18 protein-coding genes are annotated in these 20,800 nt (G+C 67.1%); 3 read left to right on the forward strand and 15 right to left on the reverse strand.

Going from position 1 to position 20,800, the window contains the following annotated elements:
- Positions 1–62: 62 nt before the first annotated feature.
- Together IPP91_06405 and IPP91_06410 are read right to left on the reverse strand one after the other, a co-directional pair.
- Positions 63–1,205: a ribonucleotide-diphosphate reductase subunit beta gene (locus tag IPP91_06405; GenBank protein ID MBL0141695.1), complete on the reverse strand. Its 1,143-nt coding sequence runs from the start codon at positions 1,203–1,205 to the stop codon at positions 63–65.
- A 130-nt stretch (positions 1,206–1,335) separates the two neighbouring features.
- Positions 1,336–1,653 (reverse strand): HNH endonuclease, encoded by a 318-nt coding sequence (locus IPP91_06410; GenBank protein MBL0141696.1) that lies wholly within the window; start codon positions 1,651–1,653, stop codon positions 1,336–1,338.
- A gap of 485 nt (positions 1,654–2,138) precedes the next feature.
- Here IPP91_06410 and IPP91_06415 point away from each other — a divergent pair, with 485 nt between their 5' ends.
- The 3 genes from IPP91_06415 to IPP91_06425 are packed head-to-tail and all read left to right on the forward strand — an operon-like array spanning position 2,139 to position 4,102.
- Positions 2,139–2,786, forward strand: a complete 648-nt coding sequence (locus IPP91_06415; protein MBL0141697.1) for a phosphoribosyltransferase — start codon at positions 2,139–2,141, stop codon at positions 2,784–2,786.
- Complete coding sequence (locus tag IPP91_06420; protein ID MBL0141698.1) at positions 2,770–3,432, forward strand: dienelactone hydrolase family protein; 663 nt, start codon at positions 2,770–2,772, stop codon at positions 3,430–3,432. Before IPP91_06415 ends, IPP91_06420 begins: the two co-directional genes overlap by 17 nt.
- A 58-nt stretch (positions 3,433–3,490) precedes the next feature.
- Entirely contained in the window at positions 3,491–4,102 is a 612-nt protein-coding gene (locus IPP91_06425) for an isochorismatase family protein (protein ID MBL0141699.1), read from the forward strand.
- Between the two features lie 18 nt (positions 4,103–4,120).
- Here the strand turns inward: IPP91_06425 and IPP91_06430 are convergent, their stop codons facing one another.
- The 13 genes from IPP91_06430 to IPP91_06490 all read right to left on the reverse strand — a co-directional run bounded on the left by IPP91_06430 (position 4,121) and on the right by IPP91_06490 (position 20,797).
- Positions 4,121–5,680: an AAA family ATPase gene (locus IPP91_06430; GenBank protein MBL0141700.1), complete on the reverse strand. Its 1,560-nt coding sequence runs from the start codon at positions 5,678–5,680 to the stop codon at positions 4,121–4,123.
- Positions 5,681–5,729: 49 nt separating this feature from the next.
- The gene (locus IPP91_06435) at positions 5,730–5,978 is read right to left on the reverse strand and encodes a hypothetical protein (protein MBL0141701.1); all 249 of its coding nucleotides are present in this window, start codon (positions 5,976–5,978) and stop codon (positions 5,730–5,732) included.
- A gap of 62 nt (positions 5,979–6,040) precedes the next feature.
- Positions 6,041–7,657 (reverse strand): chaperonin GroEL, encoded by a 1,617-nt coding sequence (gene groL, locus IPP91_06440; GenBank protein ID MBL0141702.1) that lies wholly within the window; start codon positions 7,655–7,657, stop codon positions 6,041–6,043.
- A gap of 83 nt (positions 7,658–7,740) precedes the next feature.
- Entirely contained in the window at positions 7,741–8,286 is a 546-nt protein-coding gene (gene raiA, locus IPP91_06445; protein ID MBL0141703.1) for a ribosome-associated translation inhibitor RaiA, read from the reverse strand.
- Between the two features lie 113 nt (positions 8,287–8,399).
- Positions 8,400–8,960 carry a membrane integrity-associated transporter subunit PqiC gene (locus tag IPP91_06450; GenBank protein ID MBL0141704.1) on the reverse strand — a complete coding sequence of 187 codons (561 nt, stop codon included), beginning with the start codon at positions 8,958–8,960 and terminating at the stop codon, positions 8,400–8,402.
- Entirely contained in the window at positions 8,957–9,904 is a 948-nt protein-coding gene (locus tag IPP91_06455) for an MCE family protein (GenBank protein ID MBL0141705.1), read from the reverse strand. Before IPP91_06455 ends, IPP91_06450 begins: the two co-directional genes overlap by 4 nt.
- Positions 9,905–9,906: 2 nt before the next feature.
- Positions 9,907–10,644, reverse strand: coding sequence for an ATP-binding cassette domain-containing protein (locus IPP91_06460; protein ID MBL0141706.1), 738 nt, complete (start codon positions 10,642–10,644; stop codon positions 9,907–9,909).
- Positions 10,645–11,781: an ABC transporter permease gene (locus IPP91_06465; protein ID MBL0141707.1), complete on the reverse strand. Its 1,137-nt coding sequence runs from the start codon at positions 11,779–11,781 to the stop codon at positions 10,645–10,647. It abuts the gene before it with no gap.
- 137 nt (positions 11,782–11,918) lie between these two features.
- Complete coding sequence (locus IPP91_06470) at positions 11,919–13,130, reverse strand: IPTL-CTERM sorting domain-containing protein (protein MBL0141708.1); 1,212 nt, start codon at positions 13,128–13,130, stop codon at positions 11,919–11,921.
- A gap of 105 nt (positions 13,131–13,235) precedes the next feature.
- Positions 13,236–17,270 carry a ribonucleoside-diphosphate reductase subunit alpha gene (locus IPP91_06475; protein ID MBL0141709.1) on the reverse strand — a complete coding sequence of 1,345 codons (4,035 nt, stop codon included), beginning with the start codon at positions 17,268–17,270 and terminating at the stop codon, positions 13,236–13,238.
- A 308-nt stretch (positions 17,271–17,578) separates the two neighbouring features.
- Entirely contained in the window at positions 17,579–18,421 is an 843-nt protein-coding gene (locus IPP91_06480; GenBank protein MBL0141710.1) for an SDR family NAD(P)-dependent oxidoreductase, read from the reverse strand.
- Positions 18,422–18,449: 28 nt separating this feature from the next.
- On the reverse strand, positions 18,450–19,559 hold the full coding sequence (locus IPP91_06485) for a phosphotransferase family protein (GenBank protein ID MBL0141711.1): 1,110 nt from the start codon (positions 19,557–19,559) through the stop codon (positions 18,450–18,452).
- On the reverse strand, positions 19,556–20,797 hold the full coding sequence (locus IPP91_06490) for an acyl-CoA dehydrogenase family protein (GenBank protein MBL0141712.1): 1,242 nt from the start codon (positions 20,795–20,797) through the stop codon (positions 19,556–19,558). The genes IPP91_06485 and IPP91_06490 overlap by 4 nt, the downstream gene beginning before the upstream one ends.
- Positions 20,798–20,800 lie beyond the last annotated feature (3 nt).

Consider the following 20,800-nt stretch of genomic DNA (forward strand, 5'->3'; position numbering starts at 1 on the left):
GAAATAAAAAAGGGGTGATACGTTGACCACCCCTAAACGGGAACTAAATTCAGAAGTTTATTCTAATCCCAACTTAGCGCCCCCCCCGTCTGATACTCGATCACCCGCGTCTCGAAGAAGTTCTTCTCCTTCTTGAGATCGATGAGTTCGCTCATCCACGGGAACGGGTTGGTAGCCCCCGGGAACATCTGATCCAGCCCGATCTGCTGAGCCCGCCGGTTCGCGATGAACCGCAGGTACTCCTTGAACATGGAAGCATTCAGGCCGAGAACGCCCCGAGGCATCGTGTCCTCCGCATAGGCGTACTCCAGCTCCACCGCCTTGTGGAACAGGTCCGTCAGCTCGCGACGGAACTCCTGCGTCCACAAATTGGGGTTCTCCATCTTGATCGTGTTGATGAGGTCGATGCCGAAGTTGCAGTGCATCGATTCATCCCGAAGGATGTACTGGTACTGCTCCGCCGCCCCCGTCATCTTGTTCTGCCGGCCCAGCGAGAGGATCTGCACGAAGCCCACGTAGAAGAACAGCCCCTCCATGATGCAGGCGAAGACGATGAGGCTCTTGAGCAGCGCCCGGTCGCTCTCCTCCGTGCCGGTCTTGAACTCGGGGTTGGTGAGCGTCTCGATGAACGGGATGAGGAAGTCGTCCTTGTCCCGGATGCACTTCACTTCCTTGTAGGCTGCGAAGATCTCGCCCTCGTCCAGGCCGAGCGACTCCGCGATGTACTGGTAGGCGTGCGTGTGGATCGCCTCCTCGAACGCCTGGCGCAGCAGGTACTGGCGGCACTCCGGCGCCGTGATGTGGCGGTAGGTGCCCAGCACGATGTTGTTGGCAGCGAGCGAATCGGCCGTCACGAAGAAGCCGAGATTGCGCTTCACGATCAGCCGCTCGTCGTCCGTGAGCCCGTTCGGGTTCTTCCACAGGGCGATGTCGCGGTTCATGTTCACTTCCTGCGGCATCCAGTGGTTTGCGCAGCCGGCGATGTACTTCTCCCACGCCCACTTGTACTTGAAGGGCACGAGCTGGTTCACGTCCGTCTTGGCGTTGATGACGCGCTTGTCCTCGGCCTTCACGCGCGTGAAGAGGCCGTTGACTCCCATTTCCTTGACCGGGGCCGGCGCGGCGGCCGGCTGGGGGGTGGGCCTCACCATCTGCAGGCCGAGCGTCGGCGTGAGGGCGGGCATGTCGTCTTCGAAACTGAGCATTGCGGTCCTGCTCCCCTGTTCGCTGGCGCGTGGGCGCCACTTTTTATTTGTGCCGTGAACCCCCCGAGCCGCGCCCCGGGGGGAGTAGGCCCCGGGGGCGGTGGGTGGCGATCACTTCAGCTACAACACTTCAGGCCGCAAGCCTCGGCGTGGCGGGGCTTGCAACCAATGCGGCGGGCACGTTGCTGCTTCGTGCCGCGGTGGCGCGCCAGTGCAGCGCCTGGAGGTTCTCGGGATCGCTGGAGCCGCCGATCGCCTTCGGTTCGATGTGGTCCAGCTCCCACCCGAATGGCGACTTGCGGTTGCCGAAGTCGGCGTAGCGAACCATGTTGCCCAGGCGATCCTTGCGGAATTCCCAGGCATTGGCGTGACCTCCGACCGGTGAGGTCCGCGACCAGGCGGCACGCTTCAGGTCTTCCAGAAGGGTCATGTGTTCATGTATTGCCATGGCACACCTCCTCTTGGCCGCCGGTTGAGACCCAAGCTGCAGGCCGGATGGGGCCGCTGGCAGGATCTCTACCTCAACCCATTGATCTTGCTGCGTTATCCAGCCAATCCCCTTGCTTCACCCACCGGGGAAAGGCGCCTGAACCGTGCCGAGAGATTGCCTCATTCGCCGGCCGGCCGTCAAGCAGAAAACACTATATCTGGGGCCTGCCCCGGGAAGCAGCCCGGACATCTAGTGGATTCGGTGCATTTCCTGTGGATAAGGGGGGGATAACTCCCGTCCTCCCCCCCGGACCCTCTCCCGGAGGAGAGGAATCCCGCGATGCGATTCTCGGCCGGCGTGGCGCTTATGCGTGAGGGACGCGGCATCCTTCAGGTCGCACGAACACGGAACGCCGACGATGGAACGCGTATCGCGCGCCCGCTCTTTGGCCCTCCGTTGACACGGGTCAATCAGAGCGGGGTTCGCGGGACCACGATGGATTCATGGTCTTCGAGGATCGCATCGACGCCGCAAGAAAACTCGCGCTGGCCCTGGCCAGGTACCGCGGCAAGCACCCGCTGGTGCTGGCGATTCCGCGCGGCGCCGTTCCCATGGCGCAAGTGGTGGCCGACGAACTGGGCGGCCAGCTCGATGTCGTGCTGGTGAGGAAGCTCGGCGCGCCCGGCAACCCGGAGTTTGCCGTGGGCGCGGTGGACGAAGCCGGGTGGACCTATGTCGCCGACTACGCCGCCGACGTGGGCGCTTCCTCGTCCTTCCTCGCCGACGAGACGGCCACGCAGCTCGCCACCATGCGCGCGCGGCGGGAGCTCTACACGCCGGCGCGATCCCCCATCGATCCGGAGGGGCGCATCGTGATCGTCGTGGACGACGGGCTCGCCACGGGCGCAACCATGATCGCGGCCCTGCATTCGGTGCGTGCGCGCCACCCCGCGCGCCTGGTGTGCGCAGTGCCGGTGGCTTCGCCCGGCAGCCTCGAGAACGTTCGCGCCCACGCCGATGAGGTCGTGTGCCTCGAGGCTCCCCCGGGCTTTCATGCGGTTGGCCAGTTCTATCGCACCTTCGGACAGGTGGAAGACAGCCAGGTCGTGGCCGTCCTGGCTGGAAGGAAGATCCATGAAAGCCTCCAGTGAACGATTGGGGCGCATTGCCTCCGGCTCCGTAACGCTGGAAGGCATGCTCTCGGTGCCGCCCGGCGCGCACGGCGTGGTGCTCTTTGCCCACGGCAGCGGATCCAGCCGCCTTAGCCCGCGCAACAACTTCGTCGCCGCGCAGCTTCGGCACGAGGGGCTCGCGACACTCCTCATCGACCTGCTCACGCCCGAGGAAGACCACGACCGCGAGCGCCGCTTCGACATCCCGCTCCTCGTCGAGAGGCTGCACGACGCAGTGCAGTGGCTCGCAGCCGAGCCCGCCACGCAAGGCCTGCCGGTGGGGATCTTCGGGGCCAGCACGGGGGCCGCGGCGGCGCTGCAGCTCGCGGCTGTAGTGCCATCGAAAGTGGCAGCCGTGGTTTCGCGCGGTGGCAGGCCGGATCTCGCCGGCATCGTCTCGCTGGAGCGCGTAAAGGCGCCCACGCTCCTTGTCGTGGGCGGCGCCGATACGCAAGTGCTTGCCATGAACGAGGCTGCCTATGCGCACCTGCACTGCCCCAAGGCGCTGTTCATCGTCCCCGGCGCCACGCACCTCTTCGAAGAGCCGGGCACGCTGGAAGTGGCCGCCTCCCACGCGGCCGAATGGTTCGCGCGCTACCTCGAGCCCGTGACGGCCAGGTCGTGAACGTGGGGGTCGGCAAGTTGACTGCGCTCGCCTTCGACCCTGTCCCCCAAGGGCCTGAATGTCCTCGCTGATCCTCGGCAAAGGCGACGTGCTGGTCGTCGTTGACGTCCAGAACGACTTCGTCATCGGGAGCCTCGCGGTGCCCGAAGGCGCCGCCGTGATCGCCCCGCTCAATCGCTACATCGGCGCGTTTTCGCGCAAAGGGCTGCGCGTCATCGCCACGCGCGACTGGCGCCCCGCGAATCACAAGTCCTTCATCGACCAGGGGGGTCCGTGGTCCGCGCACGGAGTCGCGATGAGCGAGGGCGCCGCCTTCGTGCCCGGACTGAAGCTCCCCGACGGATACTGGCTGGTGTCCAAATCAACGCACCCGGAACGCGAATCCCGCTCCGCGTTCGACGGAACCGACCTGGCGCGCAGGCTGAAGAGGCTGGGCGCGAAGCGCCTGTTCGTGGGCGGGCTCGCCACTGACCATGGCGTGCTGCATTCGGTGCTCGGCGCTCGGGCATTGGGCTACGAAACCTTCGTGCTCGCCGACGCCATTCGCGCGGCGGACCTGAAGCCCGGCGAGGGTGACGACGCCCAGGCCTGGATGCAGCGCGAGGGCGCCTTGTTCGTCTGGCTCGAGGATTTCGCCGACTTCGCCGCGGAGTTCGACCGGATCGACTGACTGCAGCCCGGCGCGCTCTCAGCAGGCAATGCCGAGGCGCGCGGCAAGGCTCCTCGCCACGTCCTCGGGCGCGCCTCCCGGCGCCATGGTATCGACGATCACGGCGGTATCGAGTTCATCAGGAGATAACGCCTCCAGCGTGGCGAGTTGGCGTTCGAGTACGGCGATGCCGGCTTCCGATGCGTCCGTCCCTGCGCGGGTTCGCTTCCCGATGCGCGCGCGAAGCGCCTCCTCCGGGGCCGCGCATGCAACCAGCACGAAAGGTGCGCCACGCTCGCGCGCGAACTCGCGGAACATCTCCCGCCACGCGCTCTTGAGGAAGGCTGCATCGACGATCGCCGGATAACCCGCGTCCAGGACCTCGCCCGCCAGCGCGGCGAGCCTCGCATAGGTCAGGCGGTCGGTTTCCGGCGTGTAGAGACCGCCGCCGGGCGCGGAGTTCGTCCGGGCGCCGGCCTCGAGCCCCGCCAGGCGCTTGCGCTCGACGTCGGAGCGAAGCCGAACGGCACCCAGCAATTCAACCAGTGCCTGCGACACGGTCGTCTTGCCGGAGCCGGAAAGACCGTGCATCACGATGAGCGCAGGACGGCCGCGGGCGGTGAACTCCTGTGCAAGGCCCAGGTAGTCACGGTAGGCTCGCGCCGAGCGATCGCGGTCGGCCGCATCGATGCCCGCCTGGTGCGCGCGGATGCACGACACCTTGGCCCGCACCATGGCGCGATAGGCGAGGTAGAACCGAAGCGGCCGCAGGCCACCGAAGTCGCCCGTCGCCTCGAGGTACGCGTCCATGAAGCGGTGGGCAAGCCGCGGCACCCCGTAGTGGAAGAGGTCCATCACGGGGAAAGCCACGTCGTTCATCACGTCGATCCAGCGGAAGGTCTCGTTGAACTCGATGGCGTCGAAGGCCACGGGCTCGCCCTTGAAGAGCGCCACGTTGCCCAGGTGCAGGTCGCCATGGCACTCGCGCACGAAGCCTCCGTGCTTGCGACGGGCGAGCACCGGCTCGAGGAGGTTGAACTCGCGAAGCGTCCAGGAGCACAGCGCCTGCCGCAGCTTGCGCGTGCCGTCCTGATCGTCCTGGAGCTCGAGCTGCGCGAAGTTGTCCACGGCATCGGCCAGGATCTGCGCGGGCGCGCCGAACGCCCCCTCGCCGCCGGCGCGGGCGACGCAGCCATGGAAGGCGACCACCGATCGCGCGAAGCTGTCGATCTGCCGCGGGGTCAGCGCGCCCGCCTTCGCCACGCGGTCGAGCAGCGCTTCCTGCGGGAAGCGGCGCATCTTCACGGCGTATTCGAAGGCCTGGCCCGTGCCGCCCATGACGGGCAGCGCGGGAGTCCCCGTGATCGGCACCACTCCCAGGTAGAGATCCGGTGCGGTGCGGCGGTTGAGCCGAAGTTCCTCCTCGCAATAGTAGCGGCGGGAATCGAGGGTGGAGAAATCGACGAAGCCCAGGCTCACGGGCTTCTTGATCTTGTACGCCAGGTCGCCGGCCAGCAGAACCCAGGAGATGTGCGTCTCGAGCAACTCCACCTGGCCCACGGGATGCGGGTAGCAGGCGGGCCGCTGCAACTGCTCGATGAAGCCGGCGGTCTTCTTCGGTTCGCTGCCATCGGGCACGCGCGCTCTCCTAGTGTTCCTCGATGTGCGGCACGCTGTCTTCGGCCGGTTCGGAAGTCTCGGGGTCGATCCAGTCCGAGACGCCCAGCTCGGACTCGACCTCGGCCAGCGTGTTGCCCGGTTCGAGCTCTCCCACGTCCGCAGCGCGATGGTCATCGATGGCTTCGACGAGGCTGGCGTAGGGGCCGGACTCCCGGTCGCCCGCGGCGCGCTGCACCCAGAACCCGTCGGGGCGCTCGATGACACGCACGCCCTCCAGTTCGGCGGCGGAGCCGGGGACGGCTTGCGGACGGTGAAGCTCGGGTTGCCTGCTGTTGCGGTTCACATTCCCTCCATCGGGGGCGAATTCACGGATCCGGGCCGCGCGATTTCGGCGACCATCACGTCGGTAGTCAGGATGAGTCCGGCGATCGAGGCTGCGTTCTGCAGTGCCGACCGCGTGACCTTGCACGGATCGAGCACCCCCATCCCGACCATGTCGCCGTACTGGTCGGTGAGCGCGTTGAATCCGAAGTTGTGCTCCCCGGCCAGCACACGGTCAAGCACCACGGAGGGCTCGCCGCCCGCGTTGGCCACGATCTGCCGCAACGGCTCCTCGAGCGCGCGTAGCACGATGGCCACGCCGCTTTGCTGGTCGGCATTGCCGCCATGCACTTCACCGAGCTTGGCTCTTGCCCGCAGCAGGGCCACACCGCCCCCGGGCAGCACGCCCTCCTCGACGGCTGCGCGCGTGGCATGCAGCGCGTCCTCCACGCGGGCCTTGCGCTCCTTCATTTCCATTTCGGTCGCCGCTCCGACCTTCACGACCGCGACACCGCCCGCGAGCTTGGCCGCGCGCTCCTGCAGCTTCTCCTTGTCGTAGTCGCTCCTGGCGTCCTCCACCTGCACCCTGATCTCGGCCACGCGGGCCTTCACCTTCGCCGGATCGCCGCCGCCGCCGATGATCGTGGTGACGTCCTTGTCGATCTCGATGCGGCGTGCGTGCCCGAGGTCTGCGAGGCCCGCGTTCTCGAGCTTGAGCCCCGCCTCGCCGGAGATGACATGCCCGCCGGTGAGGATCACGAGGTCCTCGAGCATCGCCTTGCGGCGGTCGCCGAAACCGGGCGCCTTCACCGCGCAGCACTTGAGCACGCCGCGCAGCGTGTTCACCACCAGGGTGGCGAGGGCCTCGCCCTCGACGTCTTCGGCCACGATGAGGAGCGGCTTTGCAGCCTTGGCCACGAGTTCCAGCACCGGAAGCATCTCGTTGATGGTGGAGACCTTGCGATCGCAGGAGAGGATGAGTGCGTCCTCGAGCACCACCCGCATCTTCTCGGCCGTGTTGATGAAGTAGGGCGAGAGATATCCGCGGTCGAACTGCATGCCCTCGACCACTTCCAGCTCGGTGGCGAGGCCGGTGCCGTCTTCCACCGTGATGACGCCTTCCTTGCCGACCTTCTCCATGGCGCTGGCGACGATCTCCCCGATCACCGGATCGTTGTTCGCGGAGATCGTGGCCACCTGGGCAATCTCGGTGCGCGTGGCGCACGGCTTCGCGAGCCGCTTGAGCTCGGCCACGACCGCCACGACGGCGAGGTCGATGCCGCGCTTGAGATCCATCGGGTTCATGCCCGCCGCGACGTGCTTCATGCCCTCGACCACGAGGCCCTGCGCGAGAAGAATGGCGGTGGTGGTGCCATCACCGGCAACGTCCGAGGTCTTGCTGGCCACCTCGCGCACCAACTGCGCGCCCATGTTCTCGAGCGCGTCCTGCAACTCGATCTCCCTGGCGACGATGACGCCCGAGTTGATAACCGCGGGCGGGCCATGGGGTCGCGCCAGCATGACCGTCCTCGCCTTGGGTCCCAGGGTGCCACGCACGGCGCCTGCCAGCTGCATCACGCCTGCGACGATCTTCTCGCGGGCTTCATCCCTGAAGACGACTTGCTTTGCAGTCACGGCCGTTACCCCCTGACCACTTCAACCTACGCCCCGAGCCCCCCCGGGAGCTTGACCCGCATCAACGGGGGGCGCTTGCACGGCTAGAAGTGGTGCTTGCCGCCGCTCACCCGCTTGGCCTGGATGCCCTCGGCAGCGGCCTCCTCGATGAACTGCACCGCCGCGCCCGACCCGAGGTCCTCGAAACGCGGATGCACGACGTTGTCGCGGCTGAAGTAGAACTCGCGGCCGTCATCGGTCTGGATGAAGCCGAAGCCCTCGTCCGCGAACACGCGCGCCACCTTGCCGTGCCGCGGCGTCTCGTGGGCCTTCACGGAGCCGCGCTTTTCGCGCCGGTCCTCCTCGAGCCGACGCCTGGCGGAGCCGACGGCATCGCGAAGGGCCACGTACACGTCCTCGTCGTGCTTCAGCGAGGCCACCACCGGCGTTCCGCCGGGCACATGGACCTCGACTTTCACGCCGAAATGCCTTCCCTGGCTCTGGTGCCGGTGCGACTCTTCGACCGTCACGCGGCAGCTGGTGATATGGGGATGGAACTTCTCGAGCTTCGCCACCTTGTCCCGGATGCGCGTTTCGAGCGCTTCGGAAGGGGTCATGTCGCGGAATGTGATCTGAAGTGCGGTTTGCATGGCTTTCTTTCCTCCCGTTACGTTGGAGTACTACGGGATACCGCCACAACTTCACCCTAGCCCCGCGCCCCGATGCGCCCTTGACTTGGGTCAAGCGGGTGATGGCCGCGAGGTCACTTCGATCGTGCCTCGGCATCGACCCACGCTTCGATATCGCCGATCAGTGCGGCAAGCGACTGGTTGAACCCCCGGACCGCACCGGGCGCGTCGTAGGAGGCGGCGGGCGCGGCACGGGTGAACGTGCGGCGGGCGAGCACGGTCCGGTTGGCGGTATCCACGAGTTCGGCGGCGACCGTGATGCGCGCCATCCCCGGCTGCTCCGAGACGTCGTGATAGATCTCGTCGAGATGCGTGTTCAGGCGAAGCCCGCTTTTCGCAGCGCCGCCCTCGAAGCGCGACGCAAGCTGCGCATGAATGCTCCGTTGCGGCCGCTCGGTCCAGCGGTTGAACTGGAAATAGGCACGCACGCCGGGCGCCCGGCTGTACACCATGTCCTGCGTATCGTAGAAGCTCGACGCCGTCGTCGGCGCCACGTCCAGGGCAACGCGCGATCGCGGCTTCGCATCCGCCGCCATTCCCGCATCGAGGACGAAATAGCGATCCGGCTCGCGCGGACCGGGCACGGAGCAGGCCACCACGCAAGCTGCCAGCAGGAACGCCAGGACGGACTTCATCGCGATTGCTCCCCGGGGCCGAGGGCGCCCTCGGGCGGCCCGTAGATCACCTGACGCGGGTCTCGCAGACGGCCTGCGGCGGCGCCGAGGGCGTCCGCCGCGGAGCGGACCGCCCGCGCCGTGTCGCGCAGGTCTTCGCCCCCGCCGGCGAGAAGCACATCGGCCCGTTGCGAAAGACGATCGACATCCGCGCTCATCTTGCTCACGGCGCCGCGAATTTCAGTCACCGAGGCGGATGCGTCGGCGCCCAGGGCCGCATACCGATGCGTGAGCGTGCTGGCATCGGCCTTGATGGCGCCCGCGAGGGTGCGCAGCTCGTCCGCGGCACCGCCCACGGATACAAACGTGGCATCGGCCTTCGTGAGCATGGCATCGGCGCGGCGGGAGACCTGGCGCAGGATGTCCAGGATCTCGGTGAAGGCGGCAATGTTCTCCGGGGTGAGGGTGGCGTTGAGTCGCCGCATGGTGTCGTCCGCGCGGTGCGCCAGCTGCGTGATCGTCTCGGACATGTCCTGCATGGGCGATCCGCCCTCCTTGATCACCGGGAACGACTCGCCCTCCTGCGCCTCGGCAAGACGCGGGCTGTCCTCCGTGGCGTTCGCGAGCCGCACGGTGGCAAGCCCCGTCACCAGATGCCGTTCCGTCGTCGCGGTCGTGCTCTCCCGTACCGGGGTCCCGGGGTCGAGGGAAATGAAGACCTCGACCGCGCCCTTCCGAGTCGACGAGAAGCGGAAGCCGGTCACCGACCCCACCCGCATCCCCTGCATCGTGACGTAGCTCCGGGGCTCGAGCCCTTCGAGCGAGTGCCTCTCGAAGTAGATCTTGTACCGGCTCGCGTTCGCCCCCTCCCCGCTGCTTCGAAGCCACATGACGCCCGCGGCCAGCAGGGCGACCAGGATGAGGGCTGCGGCTCCGACGATGGTGTACTTGGCTTCCGGTTCCATGGTCAGGGTCGGTTCGCGAAGTACTCCCGCAGCCAGGGCTCGTCGCTCTTTCGCACGGCGCTCACGGAACCGTCGGCGATCACCCGGCCGCCGGCGAGCGCGATGACGCGGTCGGCGATTGAAATGAGCATGTCCAGGTCGTGCGTCAGGAAGAACACGGTGAGCCCCATGCTGTCGGCCAACGCGCGCAGGAGCCGGTAGAACTCCCGCGCACCTACAGGATCGAGGCCCGAGGTCGGCTCGTCAAGGAATAACAGGTCGGGCTCGAGGGACAGCGCGCGGGCCAGGGCGGCGCGCTTGCGCATGCCCCCCGAAAGCTGCGCCGGGAATTTCGCTCCCGCATCCGGCGGCAGACCCACCAGGGCCAGCTTGAATCCGACCAGCGGCGCGATGAGGTCCTTCGGCAAGGCGGTGTGCTCGACGAAGGGAACCGCGACGTTCTCGGCGACGGTCAGCGAAGAGAACAGCGCGCCGTCCTGGAAGAGCACGCCAAAGTGCCCGCGCAGCTCATCCACCGCGCGCGGGTCGGATTGCCACACGTCCGTGCCGAGCAGCTCGATACGGCCGCCGGTGGGCCGGATCAGCCCGATGATTTCCCGCAGGAGCACCGACTTGCCGCTGCCGCTGCCGCCAATCAGCGCCACGACCTCGCCGCGCTGCACGGTGAACGAGACGCCATCGTGCACGACCTGCGCCCCGAACCGGGTGACGATCGACTCGACACTGAGCACGCGCTCCATTCAGATGTCCATGCGCTGGAAGGCGACGGCGAAGGCCGCGTCCAGGATGATGACCCACACGATGCATTGCACCACCGTGGAGGTGGTGTTCTGTCCCAGGCTGCGCGCGTCGCGGCTCACCTGCAGGCCCATGCCGCAGGCGATCGTGGCGACGATGGCTGCAAACACCGGCGCCTTGCCGATGCCGACCATGAAGTGCCGCATTTCCAGCGCGGCGTGCACGCGGTCCAGGAAGACCTGGGGCGCGATGTCCAGCTGCCACGTGCCCACCAGCAGGCCGCCCGCGATGCCGGCGACGTCTCCCACGAAGACCAGCAGCGGAGCGGCGACCATGAGCGCCACGAGCCGCGGGATGACCAGCACCTGGATCGGGGAGAGCCCCAGGGTGCTGATCGCGTCGATCTCCTCTTCCACCTTCATCGTGCCGATCTGGGCCGTGAACGCCGCCCCTGAGCGTCCTGCCACGAGGACCGAGCTCAGGATCGGCGACAGCTCCCGGCAGATGCCCAGCGCGATGCCATCGGCGACGAACAGGGTCGCGCCATAGCGTTGCGCCTGGACGCCCAGCACATAGGCGATCACGACGCCGATGAGGAAGTTCACCAGCGCGACGATCGGCACCGCGTCGATGCACACCGCCTCGAACTGGGACACCGTCTCCCTGCTCCTGAAGCGGCCGGGACTTCGCACGAGGCTCGCCAGCTCGAGCGTCACCACACCGATGAAGTCGACGTGCATCTTCAGCATCCGCACCACGTCGAGCACAGCCACGCCGACACGCTGCACGAGTCCCAGGCGCACGGCATTGCCTGCCGAGGGCGGAGTCGCCATCCGCTCGTGGACCAGCCCGAGCAGCCGCTCGTAGCGCGGGTCGAAACCGCGCCCGCTCACCATCGAGCGCGTGCAGCCTGCATTCGCCAGGTGCTTCAACAGGATGAATCCGGCGGCGGTGTCGAGGCTCTCGAGCCGGCTGCCGTCCAGAACGCAGTGCGTTCCTGCCTTCAGCCCCAGCTCGCGCAGCCGCCCTGCGATCGCGGCGACGTTGGCAAGGCGCCAGGCACCGGCCAGGTAGAGGACGTCGCTGTCGTCCTCCACGCGGCACTCGATCCAGTCCGTCGGGGGAGTGGCTTCGGCCATCGCAGGGAAAGCCTACCACCGAGGCGCGGACGGCGCCTGCGCCCCCCCGGGAAGCGGAACCCCGCGCAGATCGGGGTTTCGAGAAAGAAACATGCCGAACTCTGGGCGATGGCGGACGCGCCGCTCGAAGGCAAACGCTACCTGGCGGGCGACGCGCTCAGCGGGACCGCGCCGCGGCGAAGGCGCAGTCGGCGAACGCCGAAGCCGGCGATCAGAAAGACGAGCAGGATCGTCGCCCATTCCGACAGGGTGGGAACGCCGGTCAGGGCAGCAACGACCCCGGTGGTGATCCGCCCGATGCGGTTGCCGATCTGTTCCGTGAACCACAGGTTGCCATCCGGGCCGGCGGTGATGCCGACAAGCGAGGCGAAAGCGGTGATCCCGGCGCTGAATTCGGTGACCACCCCGGCCGGGGTGATGCGCCCGATGCGATCGCCGATGTGTTCCGTGAACCACAGGTTGCCATCCGGGCCGGCGGTGATGCCGCTAAGCGAGGTACCAGCGGTGATCCCGGCGCTGAATTCGGTGACCACTCCGGCCGGGGTGATGCGCCCGATGCGGTTGCCACCGACTTCCGTGAACCACAGGTTGCCATCCGGGCCGGCGGTGATCCCCCAAGGGTCGGCGCCGGCGCTGATCCCGGCGCTGAATTCGGTGACCACCCCGGCCGGAGTGATGCGCCCGATGCGGTCGGCTCCACCACCATACTCCGTGAACCACAGGTTGCCGTCCGGGCCGGCGGTGATCCCGACAGGCAGGGCGCCGGCGGAGATCCCGGCGCTGAATTCGGTGACCACGCCAGCCGGGGTGATGCGCCCGATGCTGTCCGTGTTGGCTTCCGTGAACCACAGGTTGCCATCCGGACCGGCGGTGATCCCGGTCGGACCGGCGCCGGCGCTGATCCCGGCACTGAATTCGGTGACTACCCCGGCCGGCGTGATGCGCCCGATGCTGTCAATGCCGGGTTCCGTGAACCACAGGTTGCCATCCGGGCCGGCAGTGATCCCGGTCGGACCGGCGCCGGCGCTGATCCCGGCACTGAATTCGGTGACCACCCCGGCCGGCGTGATGCGCCCGATGCTGTCAATGCTGGATTCCGTGAACCACAGGTTGCCGTCCGGGCCGGCGGTGATCAAATAAGGTTGGGCACCGGCGGTGATGCCGGCGCTGAATTCGGTCACGACCTGCGCGCTCGCGCCGCCTGACAGCAGCAGGGCCGCACACAGGCCCGCCAGCCATCGGCGGCAGCGCTGCCCTCCGGCTGAACGGCGCGTTGGCTGATCGTTGTGGAGTAGGGCCGGTGTTTTCAATGCACTCCCCTTTCTTGTTTTTCCGGCTGCTTCATGCATGCGCAATCTATCACCATCATCGGGAGCCCACGGATGGTGAACCCTCGTTGCGGCGCAGGCGCAGCCGGCAAACGCCGAAGCCTTACCGACCTTCCCGACAACGCATTACTGGCATGCCTCGCAGTCCGGGTTGTCGATGGAGCAGAACTTCCCGGCCGCCTGCGCCGCCCCGCCGCCAGCGCCATCACCCATCTCGCCCAGCCCGCCGTCCAGGCCGCCGTGCGCCGGAACCGCGTTGAGCTCGCCGCCCTTGCCCGTGGACTTCTCGGCGGAGGTCGCCGCCAGGGTGCGCAGGTAGTAGGTGGTCTTGAGGCCACGCAGCCAGGCGAGCTTGTAGGTGTCGTCGAGCTTCTTGCCGGAGGCGCCGGGCATGTAGATGTTGAGCGACTGCGCCTGGTCGATCCACTTCTGCCGACGAGCCGCGGCTTCCACGATCCACTGGGGCTCAACCTCGAACGCGGTGGCGTACAGGCCGCGCACCTCGGCCGGGATGCGGTCGATTCTGCCGATGGAGCCGTCGAAGTGCTTGAGGTCGGCGACCATCACGGTGTCCCACAGGCCCAGCTTCTTGAGGTCGCGCACCAGGTGCTCGTTCACCACCGTGAACTCCCCCGAGAGGTTGGACTTCACGTAGAGGTTCTGGTAGTTGGGCTCGATGGAGGCCGACACGCCGATGATGTTGGAGATGGTCGCCGTGGGTGCGATGGCCACGCAGTTGGAGTTCCTCATGCCGTGCACCCTGATGCGCGCGCGCAGGCTCGCCCAGTCCATGGATTCGGACATGTCCACTTCCACGTAGCCGCCGCGCTCCTCGAGCAGGAGCTTCAGCGTGTCCTGCGGCAGGATGCCCTTGTCCCAGAGCGACCCGGCGTAGGAGGAGTAGCGGCCGCGCTCCTCGGCGAGTTCCGTCGAGGCCCAGTAGGCGTAGTAGCAGACGGCCTCCATGGAGCGGTCGGCGAACTCGATGGCCGCATCCGAGGCGTAGGGCAGGCGCAGGTCCTGCAGCGCGTCCTGGAAGCCCATCAGCCCCAAGCCCACGGGGCGGTGGCGATAGTTGGAATCGCGCGCCTTCTTGACCGCGTAGTAGTTGATGTCGATCACGTTGTCGAGCATGCGCATCGCCGTCGCGATCGTCTGCTTGAGCTTGGCGTGGTCGAGCGTCTTGCCGCCCTGCCCGTCGTCCTTCAGGTGCGCGGGGAGGTTCACGCTGCCGAGGTTGCACACCGCGATTTCCTGCGCGTTGGTATTCAGGGTTATCTCTGTACAGAGATTGGATGAGTGCACCACGCCCACGTGCTGCTGCGGGCTGCGGATGTTGCACGGGTCCTTGAACGTGATCCACGGATGCCCCGTCTCGAAGAGCATCGAGAGCATCCTGCGCCAGAGGGTGAGCGCCGGGATCCTGCGGAAGTGCTTCAGCTCCCCGCGCGAGGCCTTCTCCTCGTAGCGCGTGTAGGCCTCCTCGAAGGCCTTGCCGACCTTGTCGTGCAGGTCCGGGCAGTCCGAGGGCGAGAAGAGCGTCCACTCGGCGCCCTCCATCACGCGCTTCATGAAGAGGTCCGGAACCCAGTTCGCGGTGTTCATGTCGTGCGTGCGGCGGCGGTCGTCGCCGGTGTTCTTGCGCAGCTCCAGGAATTCCTCGATGTCCAGGTGCCAGGTCTCGAGGTAGCAGCAGACGGCGCCCTTCCTCTTGCCGCCGTTGTGCGCGAGGCCGGCTTCCGTCATGTACGACTCGTCGGTTTCCACCTTGAGGTCGAAGACGAAGGGCTTGGGCGTGATGGCCTGGATGTCCGTGATGCGTGAGAAGAGCTTGCCTTCGATCTCCAGCCAGTTCCTCTTCAATATAGGCTTGCAGCCGACGAGCACCGCGATCTCCGGAACGGCGGGAATGCGCAAGTCGCAAGCCTTCGTAACACCGTTGAAAGTCGCCTTGGAACCATCGGAGCGGGTGGCGGTGTGGCCGTTCGCGCGCTCGCGATACTGGCCTGCCGTCGGCACGCCCATGCGCAGGAGCTGGTAACGCAGCCCGTCAACGAGCGGCTTCGACGTGTTGGTGAAATAGATCTCCTTGCCGCGCGAGACGCCGCCGTCCGTTTCCAGCAGGCCGCGGATCATCGCCCGCGTGTGCGGTCTGGGCAGGTGGGCGAAGCGGCGCGCGATGCGCTTGTTGCCGGCTTCGTCATAGAGATCCTCGTAGCCGAAAGGCATGGTGGGGGCGCCGGCGCCCACGATGCGGCCCGTGGTGCCGTCGCGGACCACGCCCCGGTCCGAGGCCCAGCGAACCTGGCCGTAATTCTGGCCTCGGCTCGTTTCCCGGAAATGAATGCCGCGCTCGTTGAGATAGGCGCGTGCGAATGCCAGGTGGTCGTCTTTCCGCGGGTTGCCTGAAACGCCCCACTCGAAGCCGTTCCTCGAAAGATGCCCGTCGCCCAGCAGGACGCCGTAGAAGCGCGCGTCGTCTTCCGTGAGGCCGGCCGCGTTCACGACTTCCGTCGGCACCACCTGCGCGACGAAGTCGCCGCGATTCAACTGCCCGGCCTCCACCCAATCCGCCCTCACCTTGCCCTTGGCGAGCCAGGCCAGCGTGCGGTTGTTGGCCTGCTCCATCGGCACGCCGCGGATCGCATAGAACGGGTGGCCGGCGGTGACCAGCAACGGGGCCATCGCGTGCTTCACCTTCACCGCGACCATCGCATCCGTCTGGTTGTAGGCGTAACGCCGCTCCACTTCACGGTACTGGCCGGATTTCCCGAGCACGAGGTCGCCGGGCTTCACGTCCTTGATGGATTTCAGGCCATAGGCGGTGTAAACGCCGGTATCCGGCGCGAAGCACTGGTTCACTGCGACTGCGGTATCGGAAACGACCTTAAGGAACGGCACCACGCCTTGTGACTTCCCGTTGGTCCCCTTGATGTACGAACCGAGAGCGCGCACCGGCGTCCAGTCGTTGCCCAGCCCGCCCGCGAACTTCGACAGCAGCGCGTTCTCCTTGATCGCCTCGTAGATGCCGTCCAGGTCGTCGGCGACCGTCGTCAGGTAGCACGAGGAAAGCTGCGAGCGCTGCGTGCCGGAATTGAAGAGCGTGGGCGTGGACGACATGAAGTCGAACGTCGAGAGCACGTTGTAGAAATCGATCGCGCGCTCCTCGCGGTTCACCTCGTTGATGGAAAGCCCCATCGCCACGCGCATGAAGAAGGCCTGCGGCAGCTCGATGCGCTGGTCGTGGATGTGCAGGAAGTAGCGGTCGTACAGGGTCTGCAGGCCCAGGTAGTCGCAGCGCAGGTCGCGCGAGGCATCCAGCGCCTGGCCCAGCCGCGCGAGGTCGAAGGTGCCCAGGCGCTCGTCGAGGAGCTGAGCCTTGATGCCCTGCTGGATGAAGGTGGGGAAGTACTCCGCATAGCGGGCGGCCATCTGCTCGTGGACGACTTCCTCGCACAGCACCTCGCGGCGAATCGTGTGCAGCAGCAGGCGGGCGGACGCGTAGGTGTAGGCCGGGTCCTGCTCGATCAGCATGCGCGCGGCGAGGATGGCGCACTTGTGCACTTCCTCGATCGGAACGCCGTCGTAGAGGTCGCGCAGCGTCGCGTCGAGGATCTTCTTCGGCTCCACCGCGTCGCCCAGGTTCTGGCAGGCCGAGGTGATGAGCGCCTCGAGCGTGGCGATTTCGAGCGGCACCTTGGCGCCGTTCACCATCACGTGCAGCTTCGGCTGGCGGGCTTCGGCTGCCTCCAGCATGCGGGCGGCGCGTTCGCGCGCTCGCTCCTCGCGGTAGAGCACGTAGGAGCGAGCGACCTGGTGCTCGCCGGCGCGCATGAGCGCGAGTTCCACCTGGTCCTGGATGTCCTCGATGTGGAAGGTGCCTCCCGAAGGGTGGCGGCGCACGAGGGCGCCCACGACCGCCTGCGTGACGCCATGCACTTTGTCGCGCACGCCGGCGCTCGCGGCCGCCGCGCCGCCCGAGACGGCGAGGAAGGCCTTGGTGACGGCCACGGCAATCTTGTCCGGCTCGAATCCCACGACGGCGCCGTTGCGGCGAATGATCTTGAAATCCGCGTATCTCTCCGGCGAACTGCCGCCCTCCTGGCTCAGGACCGGGTTGGGAAGGGGGGCTGCGGGATTGATATCGGAAGCCAGGCGCATGGGATTCCTCTCCTTGGTTGAAGCTGTTTTGAGGCCGGTGGGCCGCTTGAGACGCCGACGGCGATTTTTTTTCGGTGCAGCCGGAAAGCCCAGGTAAAAACCCAAGGCCATGTTTCTTTGTGAATAACCCGAAGAAATCCCCAGGTTACCCACAGCTTGTTCATCGCCTTACCCACAAGATCTAGTGGCTACGGAAGGGCGCAGCCACAAAGTCTAGTAAAGGAAGCCGATGGGCGCAAGCACCCCGAAAGACTTATTTTTTGCGCGGAAAATCAGGGAAAAGGGGTTTGTCCCCTTTTTCGTTTTCGCTACAGTCGGACGAGGGTGGGAACCCGGTCCTGCAGGATGTCCTCGAGCCGCGCCTTCACGCCCGACTTCGAATCGGCGTGGGTCAGGATGTAGAAGCGCCCCCGGGCGATGGCCGCGAAGACCGCGCGCGCGGCCTCGTTCGGCTCGATGCCCTGGCCCACCGCCTGATGGACGCCGGCGGCGAGTTTCGCGGCCACCGCGTCCAGGGCATCCCTCTGCGTCACCTCGCCCGAGGTGCGATTGCGCTCGGACAGCGAGATGCGCGTCTTCACCCAGCTCGGGCAGAGGACGGAAGCGCCGATGCGGCAGCCGCGGATCGCGAGGTCGTGATGCAGCCCCTCCATCACCGTCACGACGGCGTGCTTGCTCGCGTTGTAGGCGGCCATGCCGGGCAGCGAGAGCAGGCCTGCCATCGATGCAGTCGCCACCACGTGGCCCTCCTCGCCGTGCGCCATCATGCGCGGCACGAAGGCGCGCAGTGCGTTCGTGACGCCGTAAAGGTTCACGCCCATCACCCACTCCCAGTCGCCGGGCGTGGTGTCCCACACGGGCTTTGCGCAGGCAACGCCGGCGTTGGCGACCAACAGGTGCACGCAGCCGAAGCGGGCGAAGGCGAGATCCGCGAGATCATCGACCTGGCCCGCCTTCGCGACGTCGACCCGCAAGCCGTCGGCATCGGCACCTTTCGCGCGCAGCTCCGCGATCGCGGAGTCGAGCCTAGCCTCGTCGATGTCCGCGAGCACGAGCTTCATGCCGCGCACGGCGGCCTCCTCGGCAATGGCCTTTCCGATGCCTTCGGCTGCGCCGGTGATCACCGCAATCTTGCCCTCGAATTCCTTCATGGATCCTCCCGTGGTGCCTGGCACCGGATCAGAGCCGGTCGATCAACCGACGGCAGCGCCCGTCGAGGTAGGTGACGAGCGGCCCGAAGCCGGCGAACTGCGGGTCCTTCGTGTGGCCATCACGGAAGCGGCGCCAGATCTGCTGGACGATGACCGCCACGCGAAAGAGCCCGAAGACGGTGTAAAAGCCGAAATTCCCGACCGGGAAGCCGGTACGCGCCGCATAGTGCTCGATCACCTGCGCGCGCGTAAGCATGCCGGGCGCATTGGTGGGCTGGCGGCGCGTCATGCGGAAGTATTCGTCATCGCCGGCCTCCACCCAGTAGCCGAGCGAGTTGCCCAGGTCCATGAGCGGGTCGCCGAGGGTGGCCATTTCCCAGTCGAGTACGCCGATGACCTTGAACGGGTCCGCGGGATCGAGCACCACGTTGTCGAAGCGGAAATCGCCATGGATCACGCGGATGGCCACTTCGCGCGCCGGGCGGTTCGCGGCGAGCCACGCCATGACGGACTCGAAGTCGCTCACGTCGTCGGTTCGGGCGTCGCGCAAGCGCCTGCTCCATCCCTCCACCTGGCGCTGCACGTAGCCCTCGCCCTTGCCGAGCGAAAGCAGGGTCTCTGCATTTCCCCCAGCCCCATCACCCACCCCACTCCCGGGCGAGAGGGGAATCGTGTGCAGCTCCACCAGCTTGTCGATGACGTTGAGGCAGAGCCTGCGGCTCTCGGCTTCACCGAACCCCAGCTCCGCGGGCAGGTCCTGGCGCGGGATGATGCCAGCGATCCGCTCCATCACGTAGAACTCGCAGCCCATCACGGAAGTGTCGTCGCCGACGGCAAGCACCTCCGGCACCACCGGGTACGCGGGCTTGAGCAGCCGCATCACGCGCGCCTCGCGGGCCATGTCGTGCGCGCCCTTCGCCTTGTGGCCGAACGGGGGGCGGCGCAGCACCAGGTCCCGCCCCGGATAACGAACCAGGTACGTGAGGTTGGAGGCGCCGCGCGAAAACTGCTGGATCTCGGGCGCGCCCTCGAGGCCGGCCAGGCGCGACTTGAGGAACGCATCGACCCGGCCCGCATCGAGCTCCTCGCCTGCTCGGACGCCGCCCGCGCGATCGACGAGACCGGCGGCCTGCGTCATGGCACGGCGCCGTTGCCTTCGCGCTTCGCGCGCTGCTTGCGCAACTCCAGCTTCGCCACGAGAGCGCGATGCACCTCGTCCGGGCCGTCCGCGATGCGCAGGATGCGCGCATACCCCATGAGCGCGGTGAGCGGAAAGTCGTCGGAGACCCCCGCGCCGCCGTGCATCTGGATCGCCGCGTCGATCACGTGCTGCGCCATGGTGGGCGCGACCACCTTGATCTGCGAGATCTCGCTCATGGCGCCCTTGGCGCCGACGGCATCCATCATCCACGCGGCCTTGAGGGTGAGCAGCCGCGCCTGCTCGATGGCCATGCGCGCATTGGCCACCACGTCCGCATTGCCGCCCAGGAGCGCCAGGGGCTTGCCGAAGGCAACCCGGCTCTCCGCGCGCGCACACATGAGCTCCAGCGCGCGCTCCGCCGCGCCGATGACGCGCATGCAGTGGTGGATGCGCCCCGGTCCCAGGCGCCCCTGCGCGATCTCGAAGCCGCGGCCGAGTCCGGCGATCACGTTTTCCTTCGGTACGCGCACGTTCGTGAACGTCACCTCGCCATGCCCGAATGGCTCGTCGTACACGCCGAAGGACGGCACCATGCGCTCGATCGTGACGCCGGGCGCGTCCAGCGGAACCAGCACCATCGAGTGCCGGTGGTGCTTGCCCGCGTCCGGGTCGGAAATTCCCATGAAGATCGCCACGCGGCAATTCGGGTGGCCGAGTCCGGAACTCCACCATTTGCGGCCGTTCAGCACCACCTCGCCGCCCTCGGGCATGGCCGTCGCGCGCATGTTGGTCGCATCGCTCGAGGCCACCTCCGGCTCCGTCATGCAGAACGCGGAGCGGATCTCGCCCGCCAGCAGGGGCTTGAGCCACCGCTCCTGCTGCTCGAGCGAACCGTAGAGCGCCAGCACCTCCATGTTGCCGGTGTCCGGGGCGTTGCAGTTGAACACCTCGGGCGCGATGAGCGAGTGGCCCGTGAGCTCCGCAAGCGGCGCGTAATCGGTGTTCGACAATCCGGCGCCCACCCCGGGATGCGGAAGAAAGAGGTTCCACAGCCCCTCGCGCCGCGCGCGCTCCTTGAGCGACTCCATGATGGCCGGCTGCTTCCAGCGGCGCCAATCGGAGCCGCCGACGAGTTCATCGACGTAGCCGGGTTCGGCCGGCAGCACGTGCTCGCGCATGAACGCTTCCATGCGGGCCATGAAGTCGGCGGCCTTGGAGGAGGGTGCGAAATCCATGAT

The sequence above is a fragment of the Betaproteobacteria bacterium genome, from assembly GCA_016720855.1.
Classification (GTDB): Bacteria; Pseudomonadota; Gammaproteobacteria; order Burkholderiales; family Usitatibacteraceae; genus FEB-7.

What these genes read in the sequence shown, in the direction of transcription:
- IPP91_06405 (MBL0141695.1), bottom strand. Translation starts at nt 1,205, where the DNA reads ATGCTCAGTTTCGAAGACGACATGCCCGCCCTCACGCCGACGCTCGGC.
- IPP91_06410 (MBL0141696.1), bottom strand. Translation starts at nt 1,653, where the DNA reads ATGGCAATACATGAACACATGACCCTTCTGGAAGACCTGAAGCGTGCC.
- IPP91_06415 (MBL0141697.1), top strand. Translation starts at nt 2,139, where the DNA reads ATGGTCTTCGAGGATCGCATCGACGCCGCAAGAAAACTCGCGCTGGCC.
- IPP91_06420 (MBL0141698.1), top strand. Translation starts at nt 2,770, where the DNA reads ATGAAAGCCTCCAGTGAACGATTGGGGCGCATTGCCTCCGGCTCCGTA.
- IPP91_06425 (MBL0141699.1), top strand. Translation starts at nt 3,491, where the DNA reads ATGTCCTCGCTGATCCTCGGCAAAGGCGACGTGCTGGTCGTCGTTGAC.
- raiA (MBL0141703.1), bottom strand. Translation starts at nt 8,286, where the DNA reads ATGCAAACCGCACTTCAGATCACATTCCGCGACATGACCCCTTCCGAA.
- IPP91_06450 (MBL0141704.1), bottom strand. Translation starts at nt 8,960, where the DNA reads ATGAAGTCCGTCCTGGCGTTCCTGCTGGCAGCTTGCGTGGTGGCCTGC.
- IPP91_06455 (MBL0141705.1), bottom strand. Translation starts at nt 9,904, where the DNA reads ATGGAACCGGAAGCCAAGTACACCATCGTCGGAGCCGCAGCCCTCATC.
- IPP91_06460 (MBL0141706.1), bottom strand. Translation starts at nt 10,644, where the DNA reads ATGGAGCGCGTGCTCAGTGTCGAGTCGATCGTCACCCGGTTCGGGGCG.
- IPP91_06465 (MBL0141707.1), bottom strand. Translation starts at nt 11,781, where the DNA reads ATGGCCGAAGCCACTCCCCCGACGGACTGGATCGAGTGCCGCGTGGAG.
- IPP91_06470 (MBL0141708.1), bottom strand. Translation starts at nt 13,130, where the DNA reads ATGCATGAAGCAGCCGGAAAAACAAGAAAGGGGAGTGCATTGAAAACA.
- IPP91_06475 (MBL0141709.1), bottom strand. Translation starts at nt 17,270, where the DNA reads ATGCGCCTGGCTTCCGATATCAATCCCGCAGCCCCCCTTCCCAACCCG.
- IPP91_06480 (MBL0141710.1), bottom strand. Translation starts at nt 18,421, where the DNA reads ATGAAGGAATTCGAGGGCAAGATTGCGGTGATCACCGGCGCAGCCGAA.
- IPP91_06485 (MBL0141711.1), bottom strand. Translation starts at nt 19,559, where the DNA reads ATGACGCAGGCCGCCGGTCTCGTCGATCGCGCGGGCGGCGTCCGAGCA.
- IPP91_06490 (MBL0141712.1), bottom strand. Translation starts at nt 20,797, where the DNA reads ATGGATTTCGCACCCTCCTCCAAGGCCGCCGACTTCATGGCCCGCATG.